Origin of the sequence: Nonomuraea sp. NPDC001636 (genome assembly GCF_040298265.1) — a bacterium.
Taxonomy (GTDB): Bacteria; Actinomycetota; Actinomycetes; order Streptosporangiales; family Streptosporangiaceae; genus Nonomuraea.
The window spans coordinates 1-14,297 of the sequence record NZ_JBEOZT010000034.1 but is presented as its reverse complement, the minus strand read 5'-3'; the positions used below and the strand labels follow the sequence as shown (position 1 = coordinate 14,297).

Annotated in this window: 15 protein-coding genes; 8 read left to right on the top strand and 7 right to left on the bottom strand. The window is 72.4% G+C overall.

Features of this window, described 5'->3' with window-relative positions; translation table 11 throughout:
- Positions 1–62: 62 nt before the first annotated feature.
- Complete coding sequence (locus ABT158_RS42990; RefSeq protein ID WP_352363800.1) at positions 63–815, bottom strand: DUF1707 SHOCT-like domain-containing protein; 753 nt, start codon at positions 813–815, stop codon at positions 63–65.
- Between the two features lie 145 nt (positions 816–960).
- Here ABT158_RS42990 and ABT158_RS42985 point away from each other — a divergent pair, with 145 nt between their 5' ends.
- Positions 961–2,307, top strand: coding sequence for an ankyrin repeat domain-containing protein (locus tag ABT158_RS42985; protein ID WP_352363798.1), 1,347 nt, complete (start codon positions 961–963; stop codon positions 2,305–2,307).
- Positions 2,308–2,396: 89 nt separating this feature from the next.
- On the opposite strand, the gene ABT158_RS42980 is transcribed toward ABT158_RS42985, so the two are convergent.
- From ABT158_RS42980 to ABT158_RS42970, 3 genes are all read right to left on the bottom strand, one after another.
- Positions 2,397–3,167, bottom strand: coding sequence for a SigB/SigF/SigG family RNA polymerase sigma factor (locus tag ABT158_RS42980; protein WP_352363796.1), 771 nt, complete (start codon positions 3,165–3,167; stop codon positions 2,397–2,399).
- A gap of 174 nt (positions 3,168–3,341) precedes the next feature.
- Positions 3,342–4,232 (bottom strand): maleylpyruvate isomerase family mycothiol-dependent enzyme, encoded by an 891-nt coding sequence (locus ABT158_RS42975; protein WP_352363794.1) that lies wholly within the window; start codon positions 4,230–4,232, stop codon positions 3,342–3,344.
- Entirely contained in the window at positions 4,232–4,783 is a 552-nt protein-coding gene (locus ABT158_RS42970) for a sigma-70 family RNA polymerase sigma factor (RefSeq protein ID WP_352363792.1), read from the bottom strand. Before ABT158_RS42970 ends, ABT158_RS42975 begins: the two co-directional genes overlap by 1 nt.
- Before the next feature lie 158 nt (positions 4,784–4,941).
- Here ABT158_RS42970 and ABT158_RS42965 point away from each other — a divergent pair, with 158 nt between their 5' ends.
- Both ABT158_RS42965 and glgX read left to right on the top strand, forming a co-directional pair.
- The gene (locus ABT158_RS42965) at positions 4,942–5,367 is read left to right on the top strand and encodes an OsmC family protein (protein ID WP_352363790.1); all 426 of its coding nucleotides are present in this window, start codon (positions 4,942–4,944) and stop codon (positions 5,365–5,367) included.
- Positions 5,368–5,400: 33 nt separating this feature from the next.
- Positions 5,401–7,530, top strand: a complete 2,130-nt coding sequence (glgX, locus tag ABT158_RS42960; protein ID WP_352363788.1) for a glycogen debranching protein GlgX — start codon at positions 5,401–5,403, stop codon at positions 7,528–7,530.
- 38 nt (positions 7,531–7,568) lie between these two features.
- On the opposite strand, the gene ABT158_RS42955 is transcribed toward glgX, so the two are convergent.
- On the bottom strand, positions 7,569–7,970 hold the full coding sequence (locus tag ABT158_RS42955; RefSeq protein ID WP_352363786.1) for a hypothetical protein: 402 nt from the start codon (positions 7,968–7,970) through the stop codon (positions 7,569–7,571).
- Between the two features lie 132 nt (positions 7,971–8,102).
- Here ABT158_RS42955 and ABT158_RS42950 point away from each other — a divergent pair, with 132 nt between their 5' ends.
- From ABT158_RS42950 to ABT158_RS42940, 3 genes are read left to right on the top strand one after another with little or no spacing between them, the layout of a single operon-like run.
- Positions 8,103–8,825 (top strand): pyrimidine reductase family protein, encoded by a 723-nt coding sequence (locus ABT158_RS42950; RefSeq protein ID WP_352325690.1) that lies wholly within the window; start codon positions 8,103–8,105, stop codon positions 8,823–8,825.
- Positions 8,822–9,958, top strand: coding sequence for an ATP-dependent DNA ligase (locus ABT158_RS42945; protein WP_352363783.1), 1,137 nt, complete (start codon positions 8,822–8,824; stop codon positions 9,956–9,958). The genes ABT158_RS42950 and ABT158_RS42945 overlap by 4 nt, the downstream gene beginning before the upstream one ends.
- Before the next feature lie 27 nt (positions 9,959–9,985).
- Positions 9,986–10,324, top strand: a complete 339-nt coding sequence (locus ABT158_RS42940) for a hypothetical protein (RefSeq protein WP_352363781.1) — start codon at positions 9,986–9,988, stop codon at positions 10,322–10,324.
- A 24-nt stretch (positions 10,325–10,348) separates the two neighbouring features.
- Here the strand turns inward: ABT158_RS42940 and pgeF are convergent, their stop codons facing one another.
- Both pgeF and ABT158_RS42930 read right to left on the bottom strand, forming a co-directional pair.
- Entirely contained in the window at positions 10,349–11,056 is a 708-nt protein-coding gene (pgeF, locus tag ABT158_RS42935; protein WP_352363779.1) for a peptidoglycan editing factor PgeF, read from the bottom strand.
- A 97-nt stretch (positions 11,057–11,153) separates the two neighbouring features.
- Positions 11,154–11,741 carry a GNAT family N-acetyltransferase gene (locus tag ABT158_RS42930; RefSeq protein WP_352363777.1) on the bottom strand — a complete coding sequence of 196 codons (588 nt, stop codon included), beginning with the start codon at positions 11,739–11,741 and terminating at the stop codon, positions 11,154–11,156.
- A 57-nt stretch (positions 11,742–11,798) separates the two neighbouring features.
- On the opposite strand from ABT158_RS42930, the gene ABT158_RS42925 reads away from it, so the two are divergent.
- Positions 11,799–13,244, top strand: coding sequence for an aldehyde dehydrogenase family protein (locus ABT158_RS42925; RefSeq protein WP_502911615.1), 1,446 nt, complete (start codon positions 11,799–11,801; stop codon positions 13,242–13,244).
- 17 nt (positions 13,245–13,261) lie between these two features.
- The gene (locus ABT158_RS42920) at positions 13,262–14,149 is read left to right on the top strand and encodes a tetratricopeptide repeat protein (protein WP_352363773.1); all 888 of its coding nucleotides are present in this window, start codon (positions 13,262–13,264) and stop codon (positions 14,147–14,149) included.
- Positions 14,150–14,297: the final 148 nt, after the last annotated feature.

Genomic DNA, 14,297 nt, shown 5'->3' with positions numbered 1-14,297 from the left:
CTCACTGTCCGGTGATGTTCACCGATCACTACGCCGAAGACCCCCGCCCGCGTTGCACGGCCTCAGTAACCCCGATGGTCGCGGCGGCGGTCGCGGCGCTCGCGCTCCAGGGCGCGGTGCTCGTCGCGGATCTGCCGGCCGACCTCGCGGGCGTCGTCGCGCATCTGGCGGCCGACCTCGCGCCAGTCGTCGCCGTGCAGCGCCCGCCAGTGCTCCCGCCAGGCGGCCAGGCCGCGCTTGACCGGCTGGGCGCGGGAGTCGCCGAGCACCTTGACGTCGCCCATCACCGCGTAGGCGCGCACCCGGATCACCGGCACGTTCATGCCGGGGGCCGCCTCCAGCACGTCGACCTTCTTGTCGCCCATCACGGCGACGCCGTCGAGGTCGACGTTCACGCCGTCGGGCACGATGATCTTGACGTCGCCCATCACGGACACCGCCGTGACGTCGACCACGTCCGTGCGCACCTCGGCCTCGCGCAGGTCGAGCAGCACGTCGCCCATGACGGCGACCGCGCCGAGCTCCTGGTCGATGCGCCAGGTGCCGCGCCGCTTGGTGTCGCCCATGATGCCGACGAACCAGCGCCGCTTGCCGCCCTCGCGGGCCGGGGCGGGCGCGGGCGCGGGCCCGCCGCCCACGGGCAGGTCCTGGGTGAGCAGGGCGAGCTCGGCGTGGGTGGTCGCGGTGTAGGCGGCCTCGGTACGGTCGGTCAGCTCGGCGAGCGTGAGCCGGCCCTCGACCGAGGCGACGCGGAGCTGTTCCACGACGGCCTCGCGCTCGGCGTCCGACGCGCGCACCTCACCCGGATCTGTCATAGACGCAACATATCGCGTCTTGGGCCGGTTGGGGCTCCTCCCCTGGGAGGAACATCCGTACACCCTTGGATGGGTCCCTGGGCCTCCAGGCCGCCCGTCAGCGTGCTCCGGCGACCGCGGGCTGCGAAGACGCTAGGGTCCTGTCATGCATGAGGAACAGCTCTATCGCGCGGCGTTGAACGGCGAGACCGAGACCGTGGGCAAGCTGCTCACCGGCGGCGCCGACCCCAACAAGGCCAGCGAGGGCGAGGAGGCCGGGCTGCCGCTGTGCGCGGCCGCCGCCTGGGACCGCGTCGAGGTCGCCGAGGCGCTGCTGGCGGCCGGCGCCGACGTCAACGGCCGCGAGGCAGGCGGCTGGACGGCGCTGCTCTGGGCCGCCGCCAACGGCCACGCCGCGACCGCGGGCGTGCTGATCGAGGCCGGGGCCGAGGTCGACGCGGCCAACGACGACGGCGACACGCCGCTCACGCTGGCGGCCAGGCGCGGGGCGCTGGGCGTGGTCCAGACGCTGCTGGAGGCGGGCGCCGACCACGAGAAGTTCGACGGCGACGGCGACAGCCCGCTCGACATCGCGGCCGACTGGGTGGGCGTGCACCTGGAGTCCGCGCTGCTCGACCAGATCGCCCAGGAGGGCTGGGAGTACGTCGTCGGCCGCCAGTACGCCAAGGACGGCACCGAGCTGGTCACCGTGGCCGGCCGCTCCCCCGACGGCTCGCAGACCGAGCAGGTGCAGGCCCAGCGGGGCCACGCCGCCGTGGCGACCGTCCTGGAGGACGCGGCGGGCGTCCACACGCCGGTCGATCAGCTCGTCGCCAGGGCCGTCGCCCACCGCGACGTCGACGAGGACGCCGAGACCTGGTGGATCGTGGCCGACTCGCTGGGCCGGCGGGCCGACGACGAGACGTACGAGGCCCTGTCCCGGCTGTGCGTGAGCGAGGACGCGCGCGAGCGGGAGTTCGGGGTCGACGCGATCGCCCAGTTCGGGTTCGCCGACGGCGAGAAGCCCTACCTCGACCGCACGCTCGCGCTGCTGCAGAAGATGGTGACCACCGAGGGCAATCCGCAAGTGCTGCGCTCGGTGCTGGCCGCGCTCGGCCACCAGGGCGACCCGCGCGCGCTGCCCGCCGTGCTCGACATCATCGGCCGGCCGGGCCACAAGCGCACGATGACCGACGCCATCGCGCTGGCCGACGTCCTGCCCGCCGACCACGAGGAGGGCCTGTCGCTGCTCATCGAGATGTCCCGGGACGAGGAGGCCGAGGTCCGCGACTGGGCCACGGCCGGGCTGGCCGGGCTGTCGGCGGACACGCCCCGCATCCGGGAGGCGCTGGCCGACCGGCTGGCCGACGCCGACCTGCGCACGGTGGCCGAGGCGGCGCGGGGGCTCGCGGCGCGCGGCGACGAGCGGGCCGAGCAGGGCGTCCGGCGGGTGCTGGAGGAGAGCGACGACGAATACGCCCGAGACCTCGTCATGGAGATCGGCGGGGAGTGATCCTGTCGCCCCCGGCGGCCGCCCGCTGGGCGGGGCCGCCGGGGGCCCGGGTTCTGGCCCTGGAGCAGGGGGCCGCCCGCCCACCCCGGTCAGTCCGACAGGGCGGTGCGGAGCTGGTTCAGCACGGCGCGCAGGATGCGGGAGACGTGCATCTGCGAGATGCCGAACTCGGCGGCGATCTCCGACTGGGTCATGTTGCCGTAGAAGCGCATCAGCAGGATGTTGCGCTCCCGCGACGGCAGGGCGTCGATGAGCGGCTTGACCGCGTACTTGCCGAGCAGCGTGTCCAGCGACTCGTCCTGCGAGGGCAGGAAGTCGCCGAGGTCGGCGCCGTCGTTGTCGCCGCCGACGGGGGCGTCCAGCGACAGGGCGCTGTAGGCGGTGGAGGCGTCCAGGGTGAGCAGGACGTCCTCCTCGGTGATGTTCATGTGCGCGGCGAGCTCGGCGACGGTGGGCGAGTGGCCGAGCGTCTGGGTGAGGTCGGCGGTGGCCTTGTTGAGCTCCAGCCGGCGCTCCTGGTAGACGCGCGGCACCTTGACGGCCCAGGTGCGGTCGCGGAAGTGCCGCTTGACCTCGCCGACCATCGTGATCATGGCGTAGCCGCGGAACTCGTGGCCGAGCTCGGGGTCGAAGCCGTTGATGGCCTTCATCAGGCCGACGTACGCGGCCTGGCGCAGGTCCTCCATCGGCTCGCGCTGGTGGCGGTAGCGACGGGTGACCTCGGTGACGAGGGAGTCGTACATGGTGACGACGCGCTCACGGATGCGGGCCTTGTGCTCGTCCGAGGCTTCCGGCCTGTTCATCTCAGCCAGAAGCTGTTCGGCGGTCATTTCGTCGAGTGCGATATCCAGGACGGCCATCTGAGTAGCTCCATATGCCCGAAGGCGGCCCCGCCCATGGAAAAAGCCCAGGCAGAGGCACGCCACGTTTGAACGTGAGGTGAAGCCCTCTGCTGGACTTCGGATCAAAGGATTCCCTATGGATCCCGATTTATCACCCTATATTAGGTCACAGATCGATCACAGCTTACCAGCTCACGGTCCCGACAGGGCGGGAGCCGTGGTCAGGACGTCGCGGGCCAGCGCGAGGTCGCCCGTCAGCTCGGCGGGGAAGGCGTCCGGCTCGCCCCTGCCGCCCAGCAGGAAGCAGAACGCGACCACGTCCGCCGTCAGGTGGGCGTCCGGCGGGCCCGGGGCGGTGTCGGTGACGCCGAGCGGGATGCGCCAGTCGCCGCCGCCCGCGCCGGTGAGGGTGAGACGCAGGGTCCGGCCGGAGCCGTCCAGGCCGGACAGGAGCATCGTCCAGGGCAGCAGGCGGGCGCACAGGTCGGCCGTGGGGCGGATGTGCTCGGGCACCGGGTCGGGCAGGCGGACCCCGGCCGCCGTGGCGGCGTCGGCGGCGTGCACCCACGTCTCCAGGCTCCTGGCCAGGACGTGGTCGCGCACGACCGTCTCCATGCCGTCCACCGTGGCCGGGGTGGCCGGGTCGAGCTCGCCCAGGTGGCGGCAGAGGGCGTCGGCCTGGGCCCGCCAGTCGCGCCTGGTCTGCTCGGGGCTGCGGGCCCGCTCGTAGGCCTGCACGTCCGCCGTGCGGCCGGCCGCGTCCAGGTCTGCCAGTGGCGGGCCGAGCACGGGCGCGCCGACGGAGGCGGCCAGCAGGCCGTCCTTGGCGGCCAGGTGGGCCACGAGCTCCTGGAGCGTCCAGCCCTCGACGACGACGCGCGCCCAGTCGTCGTCCACGGCCGCGGCCAGCAGCGCGTCCATGGCGGCGACGCGGCCGGCGTACGGCAGCGCCCAGCCGGCGGTCGGCGCCGCGGGGCGGCGGCGGGCCCTGGCCCCGGCCAGGAGTTGCGGGCGCAGGGAACGGACCGACACCGCCGGGTCCTCCATCAACGCGTCCAGATACAGGCGCTCGACAGGATCCATCACGCTTCTTCCTCCGCCAGCGCGTCGGCCAGGCGCCGCAGCGCCAGCCGGATGCGCGACTTGGCCGTGCCCTCGGGCACGCCCAGTTCCTCGCTCACCTGCCGGTACGTCCGGCCGCCGAAGTAGGCCAGCTCCACCGGCCGGCGCAGCCCCTCGGGCAACGACGTCACCGCCTGCCGCACGCGTTCGGCCTCCTCGGCGGCCAGCACGGCCTCCTCCAGCCTGGCGGGCTCGCGCTCGAACAGCCGCGGCCCGAGCGCGGAGACCCGGCGGCGCTCCTCGGCCCGTACGTGGTCGACCGCGCGGCGGTGGGCGATCGTGGCCAGCCAGGCGCGCAGCGCGCCGCGTCCGGGGTCGTAGGCCAGCGGGCGCTCCCAGAACACCAGGAACACCTCCTGCGTGATGTCCTCGGCGATCACGCGGTCCCTGGTGACCCGTAAGGAGAGCCCGAAGATCAGTGCGGACAGCCGATCGTAGACCTCCCCCAGCGCCGACTCGTCGCCGCCGACCACCCGCTGGTGCAGCAGGCGGTCGTCGTACGGTGCCTCCACTGGCACCACACTCCCGTGGTCCGGACCAAGGCGGGCGGGTGCGCCGCGACCCGAGCATGTCACCATTCGCCGGAAATGTTGAGGCGAACGCCCCCCGCCACCGGCTCCGCGGCCCCGCGATAGTGTCGAACGGACGACGACCGGAGGGATCACCCGCCATGGCCACCACCCGCACCGCCACCACGCAATGGAAGGGCGCCCTGCTCGACGGCTCGGGCACCGTCTCGCTCGACAGCTCGGGCGTGGGCACGTTCGAGGTCTCCTGGCCCTCCAGGGCCGAGGCCCCCGGCGGCCGCACCTCGCCCGAGGAGCTCATCGCCGCCGCCCACTCCTCGTGCTTCTCCATGGCCCTGTCGCACGCCCTGGCCGGCGCCGGCACGCCGCCGGAGTCGCTGCGCACGAGCGCGGACGTGACGTTCCAGCCGGGCGAGGGCATCACGGGCATCGTGCTCACCGTGCAGGGGCACGTTCCGGGCATCTCGGCCGAGCAGTTCCAGGAGGCCGCCGCGACCGCCAAGGCGAACTGCCCGGTCAGCAAGGCGTTGGCGGGCACCACGATCACCCTGAAAGCCGAACTCCTCTAACAGGAACGCATTCGCGTGCGACAATTGGGTCACATGCGCGAGGTCTGGCCGGGCGAACCCTATCCACTCGGCGGCACCTGGGACGGCGTCGGCACCAGCTTTGCCGTGTTCTCCGAGGTCGCCGAGCGGGTCGAGCTGTGCCTTTTTCACGACGACGACAGCGAGGAGCGGGTGCCGCTCCCGGAGGTCGACGGCTTCGTCTGGCACGGCTACCTGCCGGGGATCCAGCCGGGCCAGCGGTACGGCTACCGCGTCCATGGGCCGTACGAGCCGTCGCAGGGGCGTCGCTGCGACCCCTCCAAGCTGCTGCTCGACCCCTACGCCAAGGCCATCGACGGCGAGCTGACCTGGAACGAGGCGCTGTTCCCCTACTACTTCACCGATCCGTCGGTGCGCAACAGGGAGGACAGCGCCCCGTACATGCCGAAGAACGTGGTGATCAACCCGTTCTTCGAGTGGGGCAACGACCGGCCGCCGCGCATCCCGTACCACGAGACGGTGATCTACGAGGCGCACGTGCGGGGGCTGACCATGCGCCACCCGGGCGTGCCCCAGGACCTGCGCGGCACGTACGCCGGGGTCGGGCACCCGGCGATCATCGAGCACCTGCTGTCCATCGGGGTGACGGCGGTCGAGCTCATGCCGGTGCACCACTACGTGCCCGAGCACTTCCTGGTGGCCCGGGGGCTGACCAACTACTGGGGCTACAACACGATGGCCTACCTGGCCCCCCACGGCCGCTACTCCGGCTCGGGCACCCGCGGCCAGCAGGTGCTGGAGTTCAAGGCGATGGTGCGGGCGCTGCACGAGGCGGGCATCGAGGTCATCCTCGACGTGGTCTACAACCACACCGCCGAGGGCGACCACATGGGCCCCACGCTGGGCTTCCGGGGCATCGACAACGTCAACTACTACCGCCTGCACGACGGCGACCGGCGTTACTACCTCGACTACACCGGGTGCGGCAACTCGCTCAACGTGCGCTCGCCGCACGCCCTGCAGCTCATCATGGACTCGCTGCGCTACTGGGTGCTGGAGATGCACGTCGACGGCTTCCGCTTCGACCTGGCCTCGGCCCTGGCCAGGGAGCTGCACGACGTCGACCGGCTGAGCGCGTTCTTCGACCTCATCCAGCAGGACCCGGTGATCTCGCAGGTGAAGCTGATCGCCGAGCCCTGGGACGTCGGGCCGGGCGGCTACCAGGTCGGCAACTTCCCGCCGCTCTGGACGGAGTGGAACGGCAAGTACCGCGACATCGTGCGCGACTTCTGGCGGGGCACCAACTCCGCGCTCCCCGAGTTCGCCTCCCGCCTGACCGGCTCGGCCGACCTGTACGAGTCCTCCGGCCGCCGCCCGGTGGCCTCGATCAACTTCGTCACCTGCCACGACGGCTTCACCCTGACCGACCTGGTCTCCTACGACCACAAGCACAACGAGGCCAACGCCGAGGAGAACCGCGACGGCACCAACGACAACCGCTCCTGGAACTGCGGCGCCGAGGGCCCGGTGGAGGACCCGCACATCGTCGCCCTCCGCCGCCGCCAGCGCCGCAACTTCCTGACCACGCTGTTCCTGTCGCAGGGCGTGCCGATGCTCTCCCACGGCGACGAGATCGGCCGCACGCAGCGGGGCAACAACAACGCCTACTGCCAGGACAACGAGCTGGCCTGGATCGACTGGTCGATGCTGCACGCCGAGTCCGACCTGCTGGAGTTCGTCAAGACGTTGTCGAAGCTGCGCCGCGAGCACCCGGTCTTCCAGCGCCGCCGCTTCTTCCACGGCCGCCACCCCGACAACGGCAAGCGCGACCTGGTCTGGCTGACCCCGGGCGGCAAGGAGATGACGGCCGGCGACTGGCACACCGGCTACGCCAAGTCGCTGATGGTCTACCTCAACGGCGAGGCCATCACCGAGCCGGGCCCGCGCGGCGAGCGGATCGTGGACGACTCCTTCCTCCTGCTCATCAACGCCCACCACGAGAACCTGTCGTTCACGCTGCCGGGGCCGGAGTTCGGGGCCGAGTGGCTGCCGGTGCTCGACACCTGTCACGACGTGGTGGAGGAGGCGTTCGGCGACGAGCGGTGGCGGGCGGGCGACCTGGTGGCGGTGACCGGCCGGTCGTTCCAGGTCCTGCGGCTGCCCAGGGAGCCGCAGACGCCCTAGCTCCATCGACCGCCTGGCCGTATTGACCCGCGGGGCCGTCAGAAGACGCGGGCGATGCCGGCCGTGACGAGGAGCAGCGCGAACGTGGTCACCCCGGCCACGCCGTGCAGGATCACCGCGAGCACCGGGAAGCCGGTGGCCCGGCGCTGGTGGCGGCCGCCGCCGAGCCAGCGGGTGAACATCGTGAAGCCCAGCAGCGCGGCCACGGTGAGCCCGCAGAGGGCGAGCCAGGCCAGCGGGGCGCGGCCGGTCAGCAGGTAGGCCACCCAGCAGGCCAGCGACGCGGCCGCGAGCGCCGGATGGGACAGCAGCAGCGTCACCGGGAAGCGGGTGACCTTGGCCTCCTGGCGGCGCAGGCCGCCGGCCGAGAGCCAGCGGTGGAGCAGGTAGATCCCGATCAGTGCGGCGATCGTCCATGTGACGGCGGTGAGCAGGCCCATGTCCCCTCCCGGCGAGGCTCTGCCGTCACCGTATGCAGACTCCGGGCCTTTCGTCCTTCAGTTACTCAAAAGTGCTGTCAGCCGCAAAACCCCCGGGGACGGTTTGTCGGTGGGGTGTGCCAAGGTAGAGGAGTGCGGCGCATCTATCCCGACTTTCAAGACAATCCGGACATCCCCGAGGCGTACGCCTACCCCGAGGGGCGGCCCTGGCTGCGGCTCAACATGGTCTCCAGCGCCGACGGCGCGGCGTGGCTGCAGGGGCGCTCGGGCGGGCTGTCCAGCAGGGGCGACAAGCGCATCTTCGCCGTCCTGCGCGGGTTGTCCGACGTGATCGTCGCGGGGGCGGCGACCGTCCGCACCGAGGGCTACGGCCCGGTCAAGCCGCGCGCCTCCTGGTCGTCGATCCGGGCCGGGCGGCCCGACGTGCCGCCCATCGCGGTGATCACCCGCAGCCTCGACCTCGACCTCGACGGCGAGCTGTTCACCGACGCGACCAACCCGACGATCGTGATCACCTGTGAGTCCGCGCCCGCCGAGCGCCGCAAGCTGGCCGGCCGGCGGTCCGACCTGATCATCGCCGGCGACGACGGCGTCGACATGCGGCTGGCCGTGCGCGAGCTGCACGAGCGGGGCCTGACCCGCGTGCTGTGCGAGGGCGGCCCGCGCATCAACGCGCAGCTGTCGGCCGACGACCTCATCGACGAGTTGTGCCTGTCGGTGAGTCCCATGCTGGTCGCGGGCGGCGCGGCCCGCATACTGAACGGCGTGGCCGCGCAGGTCCCGCTTGACCTCCGCCAGGTCCTGGAAGAGGAGGGGGTCCTCTTCTGCAGATACACGAGGGAGCAGAGCCCATGACCGAGCAGCCCGTCGAAGAGCCGGAGCCGGTGCCCAACCTCCCGGTCCGGCCGCCCGTGCCGCCGATGCTGGCCAAGCCGGTCAAGGCCATGCCCAAGCAGGACGGCACCCTGTTCTACGAGCCCAAGTGGGACGGCTTCCGCTGCATCGTGTTCAGGGACGGCGACGAGGTCTACCTCGGCAGCCGCAACGAGCGTCCGTTCACCCGCTACTTCCCCGAGCTGGTCGAGGCGGTCAAGGCCGAGCTGCCCGGCAAGGTGGTGATCGACGGCGAGATCGTGCTGCCCCGCGGGGCGCAGCTCGACTTCGACGCCCTCCAGCAGCGCATCCATCCGGCCGCCTCGCGGGTCAAGCTGCTCTCGGAGCAGACCCCGGCCCAGTTCATCGCCTTCGACCTGCTGGCCGTGGGCGACGAGTCGCTGATGGAGGAGCCGTTCTCCGAGCGGCGGCGGCGGCTGGAGGAGCTGTTCCCGCACCAGGGCGGGTCCGTCCGGCTGACGCCGGTCACCACCGCCGACGAGCAGGCGCGCGAATGGTTCGACGCCTTCGAGGGGGCGGGCCTCGACGGCATCATCGTCAAGCCGGGCGACCAGCCGTACGTGCCCGACAAGCGCACGATGTTCAAGGTCAAGCACGAGCGCACGGCCGACGTGGTGATCTGCGGCTACCGCGAGCACAAGACCGGGCCCATCGTCGGCTCGCTGCTGCTCGGCCTCTACGGCGACGACGGCCGGCTGCACCACGTGGGCGTGGCGGCCTCGTTCCCCATGGCGCGCCGGGCCGAGCTGGTGGAGGAGCTCAAGCCGTACCTGGCGGAGCTCAGCGAGCACCCGTGGGGCCACTGGGCCGAGCAGGCCACGGCCAACGCCGGGCAGCCGGCGGCGGGGCCCGCGACCGGCGGGCAGCGGGTGCCGGGCGCGGTGTCGCGGTGGAACGCCAAGAAGGACCTGTCGTTCATCCCGCTCCGGCCCGAGCTGGTGATCGAGGTGGCCTACGACCAGATGGAGGGCGACCGGTTCCGGCACACGGCGCACTTCCGGCGGTGGCGGCCCGACCGCACACCCGAGTCGTGCACGTACGAGCAGCTGGAACGGCCGGTCAGCTACGACCTCGACGACATCCTCGCCCGTTAGGGGGCAAAGCGGTCTAGTCTCTCCCTTATGACCACCGGTGATGAGCTCAAGGCGGCCGTGTCCGCGCGGCGCGACCTCGGCCCCGACTTCGAGGACGCCCTGGTGGAGTCGTTCCTCGACAAGGTGGGCCAGGAGGTCGACCGGCGGGTCGACGAGCGCCTGGCCGGCGCGGCTCCGCGTGCCAAGGCGCCCGCCAGGGGGTCCGACGGCCAGCGGCTGGCGCTGGCGATCGTCTCGCTCTCCCTGGGCACGCTGTCCACGGTCGCGCTGGCCTTCGCGGGGGGCGGGCGGGCGATCGCGCTGATCCCGATCTGGGTCGGGATCATCATCGTGAACGTCGTCTTCAACGGCTCCCGCGAGAAGTAGCCCCCTGCGGGGCCGGCTTCCGGGTCAGGTCAGCCAGATGAGGCCGGCGAAGCGGCCGCCGGGCTGTTCGCGGCGGTGGGAGTAGAGCTCGGCGGACTCGATGGTGCAGCGCGCGTCGTGCCGCACGTCGGCGACGCCCGCCGCCCTGAGCTGGGACTCGATCCCGGCCCGCAGGTCGAGCGCCGGGGTCCCCCACGACGTCGTGGACCACGTGGGCGGCACCTTTGAGGCCACCTGCTCGCGCAGGTCCTCGGGCACCTCGTAGCAGCGGCCGCAGGCGCCGGGGCCGATCAGCGCGACCATCCGGCCCGGCCGGGCGCCCTTGGCCGTCATGGCCTCGACCAGGGCGGTGGCCACGCCCGCCTCCGTGCCGGGACGTCCGGAGTGGGCGGCGCCGACCATGCGCGCCTCGGGGTCGGCCACCAGCACGGCCGGGCAGTCGGCGCCCAGCGAGGCCAGCGCCAGGCGCGGCTCGGTGGTGAACACGCCGTCGAGCGGCGGCGGGTCGTCACCGAACGGCTCGCTCACGTAGGCGACGTCGGCGCTGTGGACCTGGCGCATGTAGACGACGGCGCGCACGCCCAGCTCGGCCGCCAGGCCCTCGCGGTTGGCCCGGACGGCCGCCGGGTCGTCGCCGACCATGCCGCCGAGGTTGCGTGAGCCGTACGGCGGGGCGCTGACCCCTCCGTGGCGGTCGGTGACGACGGCGTGCACTCCGGGGGCCAGCAGCATGCCCCGATCCTAGCCGGGCTGAGACGAGAAGCCGGGCTGCGGGGAGGAGGCGGGCTGCGGGGAGGAGGCGGGCTGCGGGGAGGAGGCGGGACCGAGGCTAGGAGCCGGGCTGGGGCGAGGAGCCGGGGCCGCCTGGGGAGGAGCCGTGCAGGACGGTGCCGGGCGGGCGGCCGAGCTCCAGGTACATGTTCACCTCGTCGAAGCGCCATTCGCCCACCTCGACCACGTTCGGCAGCCGCCCCCACTCGCGGAACCCGAGGCTCTGGTACAGCGCGATCGCGCCGTGGTTGTTGCCGCGCGCCCGCAGCGTGAGCGTCTCGATGCCGGCGGCGCGGGCGTCGTCCACGAGGCCGGACACGACCACCCGGCCGAGCCCGAGCCCGCGCGCCTGCGGGTGGGCCATGACCTTGCCGATCTCGCCGGAGTGCCGGAAGACCGCCTCCTGGCCGCGTCGCCACAGGCCCATGGCCTGCACCGTGCCGTCGACCGTGGCGAGGGCGAGCCGCCCCTCGCCCTTCCCGGCCATGGCGAGCGTGGCCTCCACCCAGGGGTCGGTCTCGTCCCTGGTGGGCGGCGCGAGGTAGCCGACCGCGCCACCCAGCTCGACGACGGCGTGCAGCACGCGGTGGACGGCGGCGAGCAGGGGCTCGTCGGCGGTTTCCGGCCAGGTCAGGTCGATTTTCACGGAAGACCATTATGCCGCGATCCGTCCGGGGCTGGCCTGCCCGTCACAAGCAAGCATATGCTTGGGCGCGTGCCTGACTACCGCAATCTCATCGGCGGCGAGCTGGTCCCCGCGGACCGGACGATGGACACCGTCAACCCCGCCACGGGCGAGGCGTGGGCCCGGATCCCGGCCAGTGGCGCGCGCGAGGCCGAGGCCGCCGTGGCGGCGGCGCGGGCGGCCTTCCCCGCCTGGTCGGCCATGCCCGCCCTGGGCCGGGCGCACTTCCTGCGCAAGGTGTCGGAGCTGTTCGCCCGGCACGCCGAGGAACTGGCCCGGCTGGAGACCCGCGACAACGGCCGCATCCTGCGCGACACACTCAAGAAGGACCTGCCGGGCATGGCCCACCTGTGGCAGCTGGCCGCCGGGCAGTGCCTGGAGGCGGTCAAGGGCGACACCGTCCTGCTCGGGCCCGACACCCTCGGGCTGACGCGGCGCGAGCCGTACGGGGTGGCGGTCTGCATCATCCCGTGGAACTCCCCCATCTCCACCTTCTCCGCCAAGGCCGCCTACGCCCTGGCCGCCGGGAACACGGTGATCGTCAAGCCCGCCGAGCAGGCCGGCGCGTCGGTGCTGCGGCTGGGGGAGCTGCTGGCCGAGGTGTTCCCGCCCGGCGTGCTGAACATCGTCAGCGGGCTCGGCGAGGAGGTCGGCGACGCGCTCGTCCGGCACCGGGACGTCGGCAAGATCAGCCTCACCGGCTCCACGGCCACCGGCCAGGCCATCACCCGGGCCTCGGCGGACGCGCTGAAGCCGCTGACGTTCGAGCTGGGCGGCAAGTCGCCCAACATCGTCTTCCCCGACGCCGACCTGGACGCCGCCGCGCAGGGCGTCACCGTGAACTCGGTCTACACCGGCAACGCCGGGCAGGTGTGCGTGGCCGGCTCGCGCATCCTCGTCCACCGGTCGATCTGGGACGACCTGCTCGGGCGGATCAGGCACATCTGCGCCGGGCTGGTCCTGGACGACCCCCTCGACCTGGCCACGACCATGGGCCCGATCGTGTCGGCCGGGCAGTTCGAACGGGTGCGCTCGTACCTGGAGACGGCCGAGAAGGAGGGGGCCGAGCTGGTCTTCGGCGGACGGTCGGGGGCCGAGGTGGTGCCCGGCCTGCCGGGCGGCTACTGGGTGGCGCCCACGCTCTACACGACCGAGGACAACGGCCTGCGCATCTGCCAGGAGGAGATCTTCGGGCCGGTGGCGGTGGCCATCCCGTTCGAGAGCGACGAGCAGGCGCTGGAGATCGCCAACGACTCGCCGTACGGGCTGGCGGCCGGGGTGTGGACGCGGGACCTCGGACGGGCGCACCGGTTCGTGCGGGATCTGCAGAGCGGCACCGTGTGGGTGAACACCTACCGCCAGATGCCTCCGGGCCTGCCGTTCGGCGGCGTGAAGGACAGCGGGTACGGCCACGACTCCGTCCTGGAGTACACCCGGGAAAAGGCGGCCATCATCCAGATTTAGTTAGATAGATTCCCTCCATGAGCGAGGGGATCAACGACCAGTCCGAGCTGACCGAGCTGTCCGAGGCAGCCGCCCAGTCGCGCGCGTCCGTGCTGCGCAGCCGAGCCGAATCGTACATCGCGCTGTCGCGGCACGAGGCCGCTATCGCCGATCTGACCGAGTCGATAACGCTGGTCCCGGACAACGCCCGGGCCTGGCGGCTGCGCGGCGAGAGCCATCGGGTCATCGAGCGGTACGAGGCCGCCCTGGCCGACTTCGACGAGTCGTTGAGACTGGAACCCGACAGCGCGTATGCGCTGGGCTCGCGCGGGCAGGCGTACGCGGCGCTCGGCCGGCTGGAGGAGGCGATGGACGACTTCGACCACGCGCTCACCCTCGCCCCCGAGTCCCTGTGGATCCTGGAGGCCAAGGCCGACGCCCTGGTGGACCTGGACCGGCTGGACGAGGCCCTGGACGAGCACGCCAAGATCATCGCGTTGAACGAGGAGCTGGCGTACTCGTGGGTGGCGCGCGGTGACCTGTACCAGCGCATGCACCTCTACAGCGAGGCCATCGCCGACTACACCAGGGCCCTGGAGGCCGACCCCGACCACGTGCGGGCGCTGAGCCGGCGCGGCGAGGCGCTGCGCATGACCGACCGCTACCAGGAGGCGCTGGCCGACCTGAACCGCGCGGTCGAGCTCGACCCCGACAACGACCGCGCGTTCGGCAGCCGGGGCGCGGTGCTGAGCGAGATGGGCGACAACGAGGCCGCGCTGCGCGACCTGGACAGGGCCATCGAGCTGGACCCCGAGTACATCTGGGCCTACCGGGTGCGCGGCGAGATCTTCCAGGAGATGGAGCGGCACGAGGAGGCCGTGAGCGACTTCACGCTGGCCCTGCGCCTGGAGTTCGGCGACGACTGAGGCCGTCGCCGAGCGGCGGGGCCCCCCCCCCGGGGCGCCCCCCGCGGGGGGGGGTTGTGGTCCCCGCCGGGGGGGCGTCAGCTGGGTCGGGGGCCGGGGTCCACGTATACGAAGTCCCGCCCCACCCCCACCCCCGGGTCGGCGGACC

Excerpts from the sequence above, each read along its gene's own strand:
- ABT158_RS42990 (WP_352363800.1), bottom strand. The coding sequence starts at position 815 with ATGACAGATCCGGGTGAGGTGCGCGCGTCGGACGCCGAGCGCGAGGCC.
- ABT158_RS42985 (WP_352363798.1), top strand. The coding sequence starts at position 961 with ATGCATGAGGAACAGCTCTATCGCGCGGCGTTGAACGGCGAGACCGAG.
- ABT158_RS42980 (WP_352363796.1), bottom strand. The coding sequence starts at position 3,167 with ATGGCCGTCCTGGATATCGCACTCGACGAAATGACCGCCGAACAGCTT.
- ABT158_RS42975 (WP_352363794.1), bottom strand. The coding sequence starts at position 4,232 with ATGGATCCTGTCGAGCGCCTGTATCTGGACGCGTTGATGGAGGACCCG.
- ABT158_RS42965 (WP_352363790.1), top strand. The coding sequence starts at position 4,942 with ATGGCCACCACCCGCACCGCCACCACGCAATGGAAGGGCGCCCTGCTC.
- glgX (WP_352363788.1), top strand. The coding sequence starts at position 5,401 with ATGCGCGAGGTCTGGCCGGGCGAACCCTATCCACTCGGCGGCACCTGG.
- ABT158_RS42955 (WP_352363786.1), bottom strand. The coding sequence starts at position 7,970 with ATGGGCCTGCTCACCGCCGTCACATGGACGATCGCCGCACTGATCGGG.
- ABT158_RS42945 (WP_352363783.1), top strand. The coding sequence starts at position 8,822 with ATGACCGAGCAGCCCGTCGAAGAGCCGGAGCCGGTGCCCAACCTCCCG.
- ABT158_RS42940 (WP_352363781.1), top strand. The coding sequence starts at position 9,986 with ATGACCACCGGTGATGAGCTCAAGGCGGCCGTGTCCGCGCGGCGCGAC.
- pgeF (WP_352363779.1), bottom strand. The coding sequence starts at position 11,056 with ATGCTGCTGGCCCCCGGAGTGCACGCCGTCGTCACCGACCGCCACGGA.
- ABT158_RS42925 (WP_502911615.1), top strand. The coding sequence starts at position 11,799 with ATGCTTGGGCGCGTGCCTGACTACCGCAATCTCATCGGCGGCGAGCTG.
- ABT158_RS42920 (WP_352363773.1), top strand. The coding sequence starts at position 13,262 with ATGAGCGAGGGGATCAACGACCAGTCCGAGCTGACCGAGCTGTCCGAG.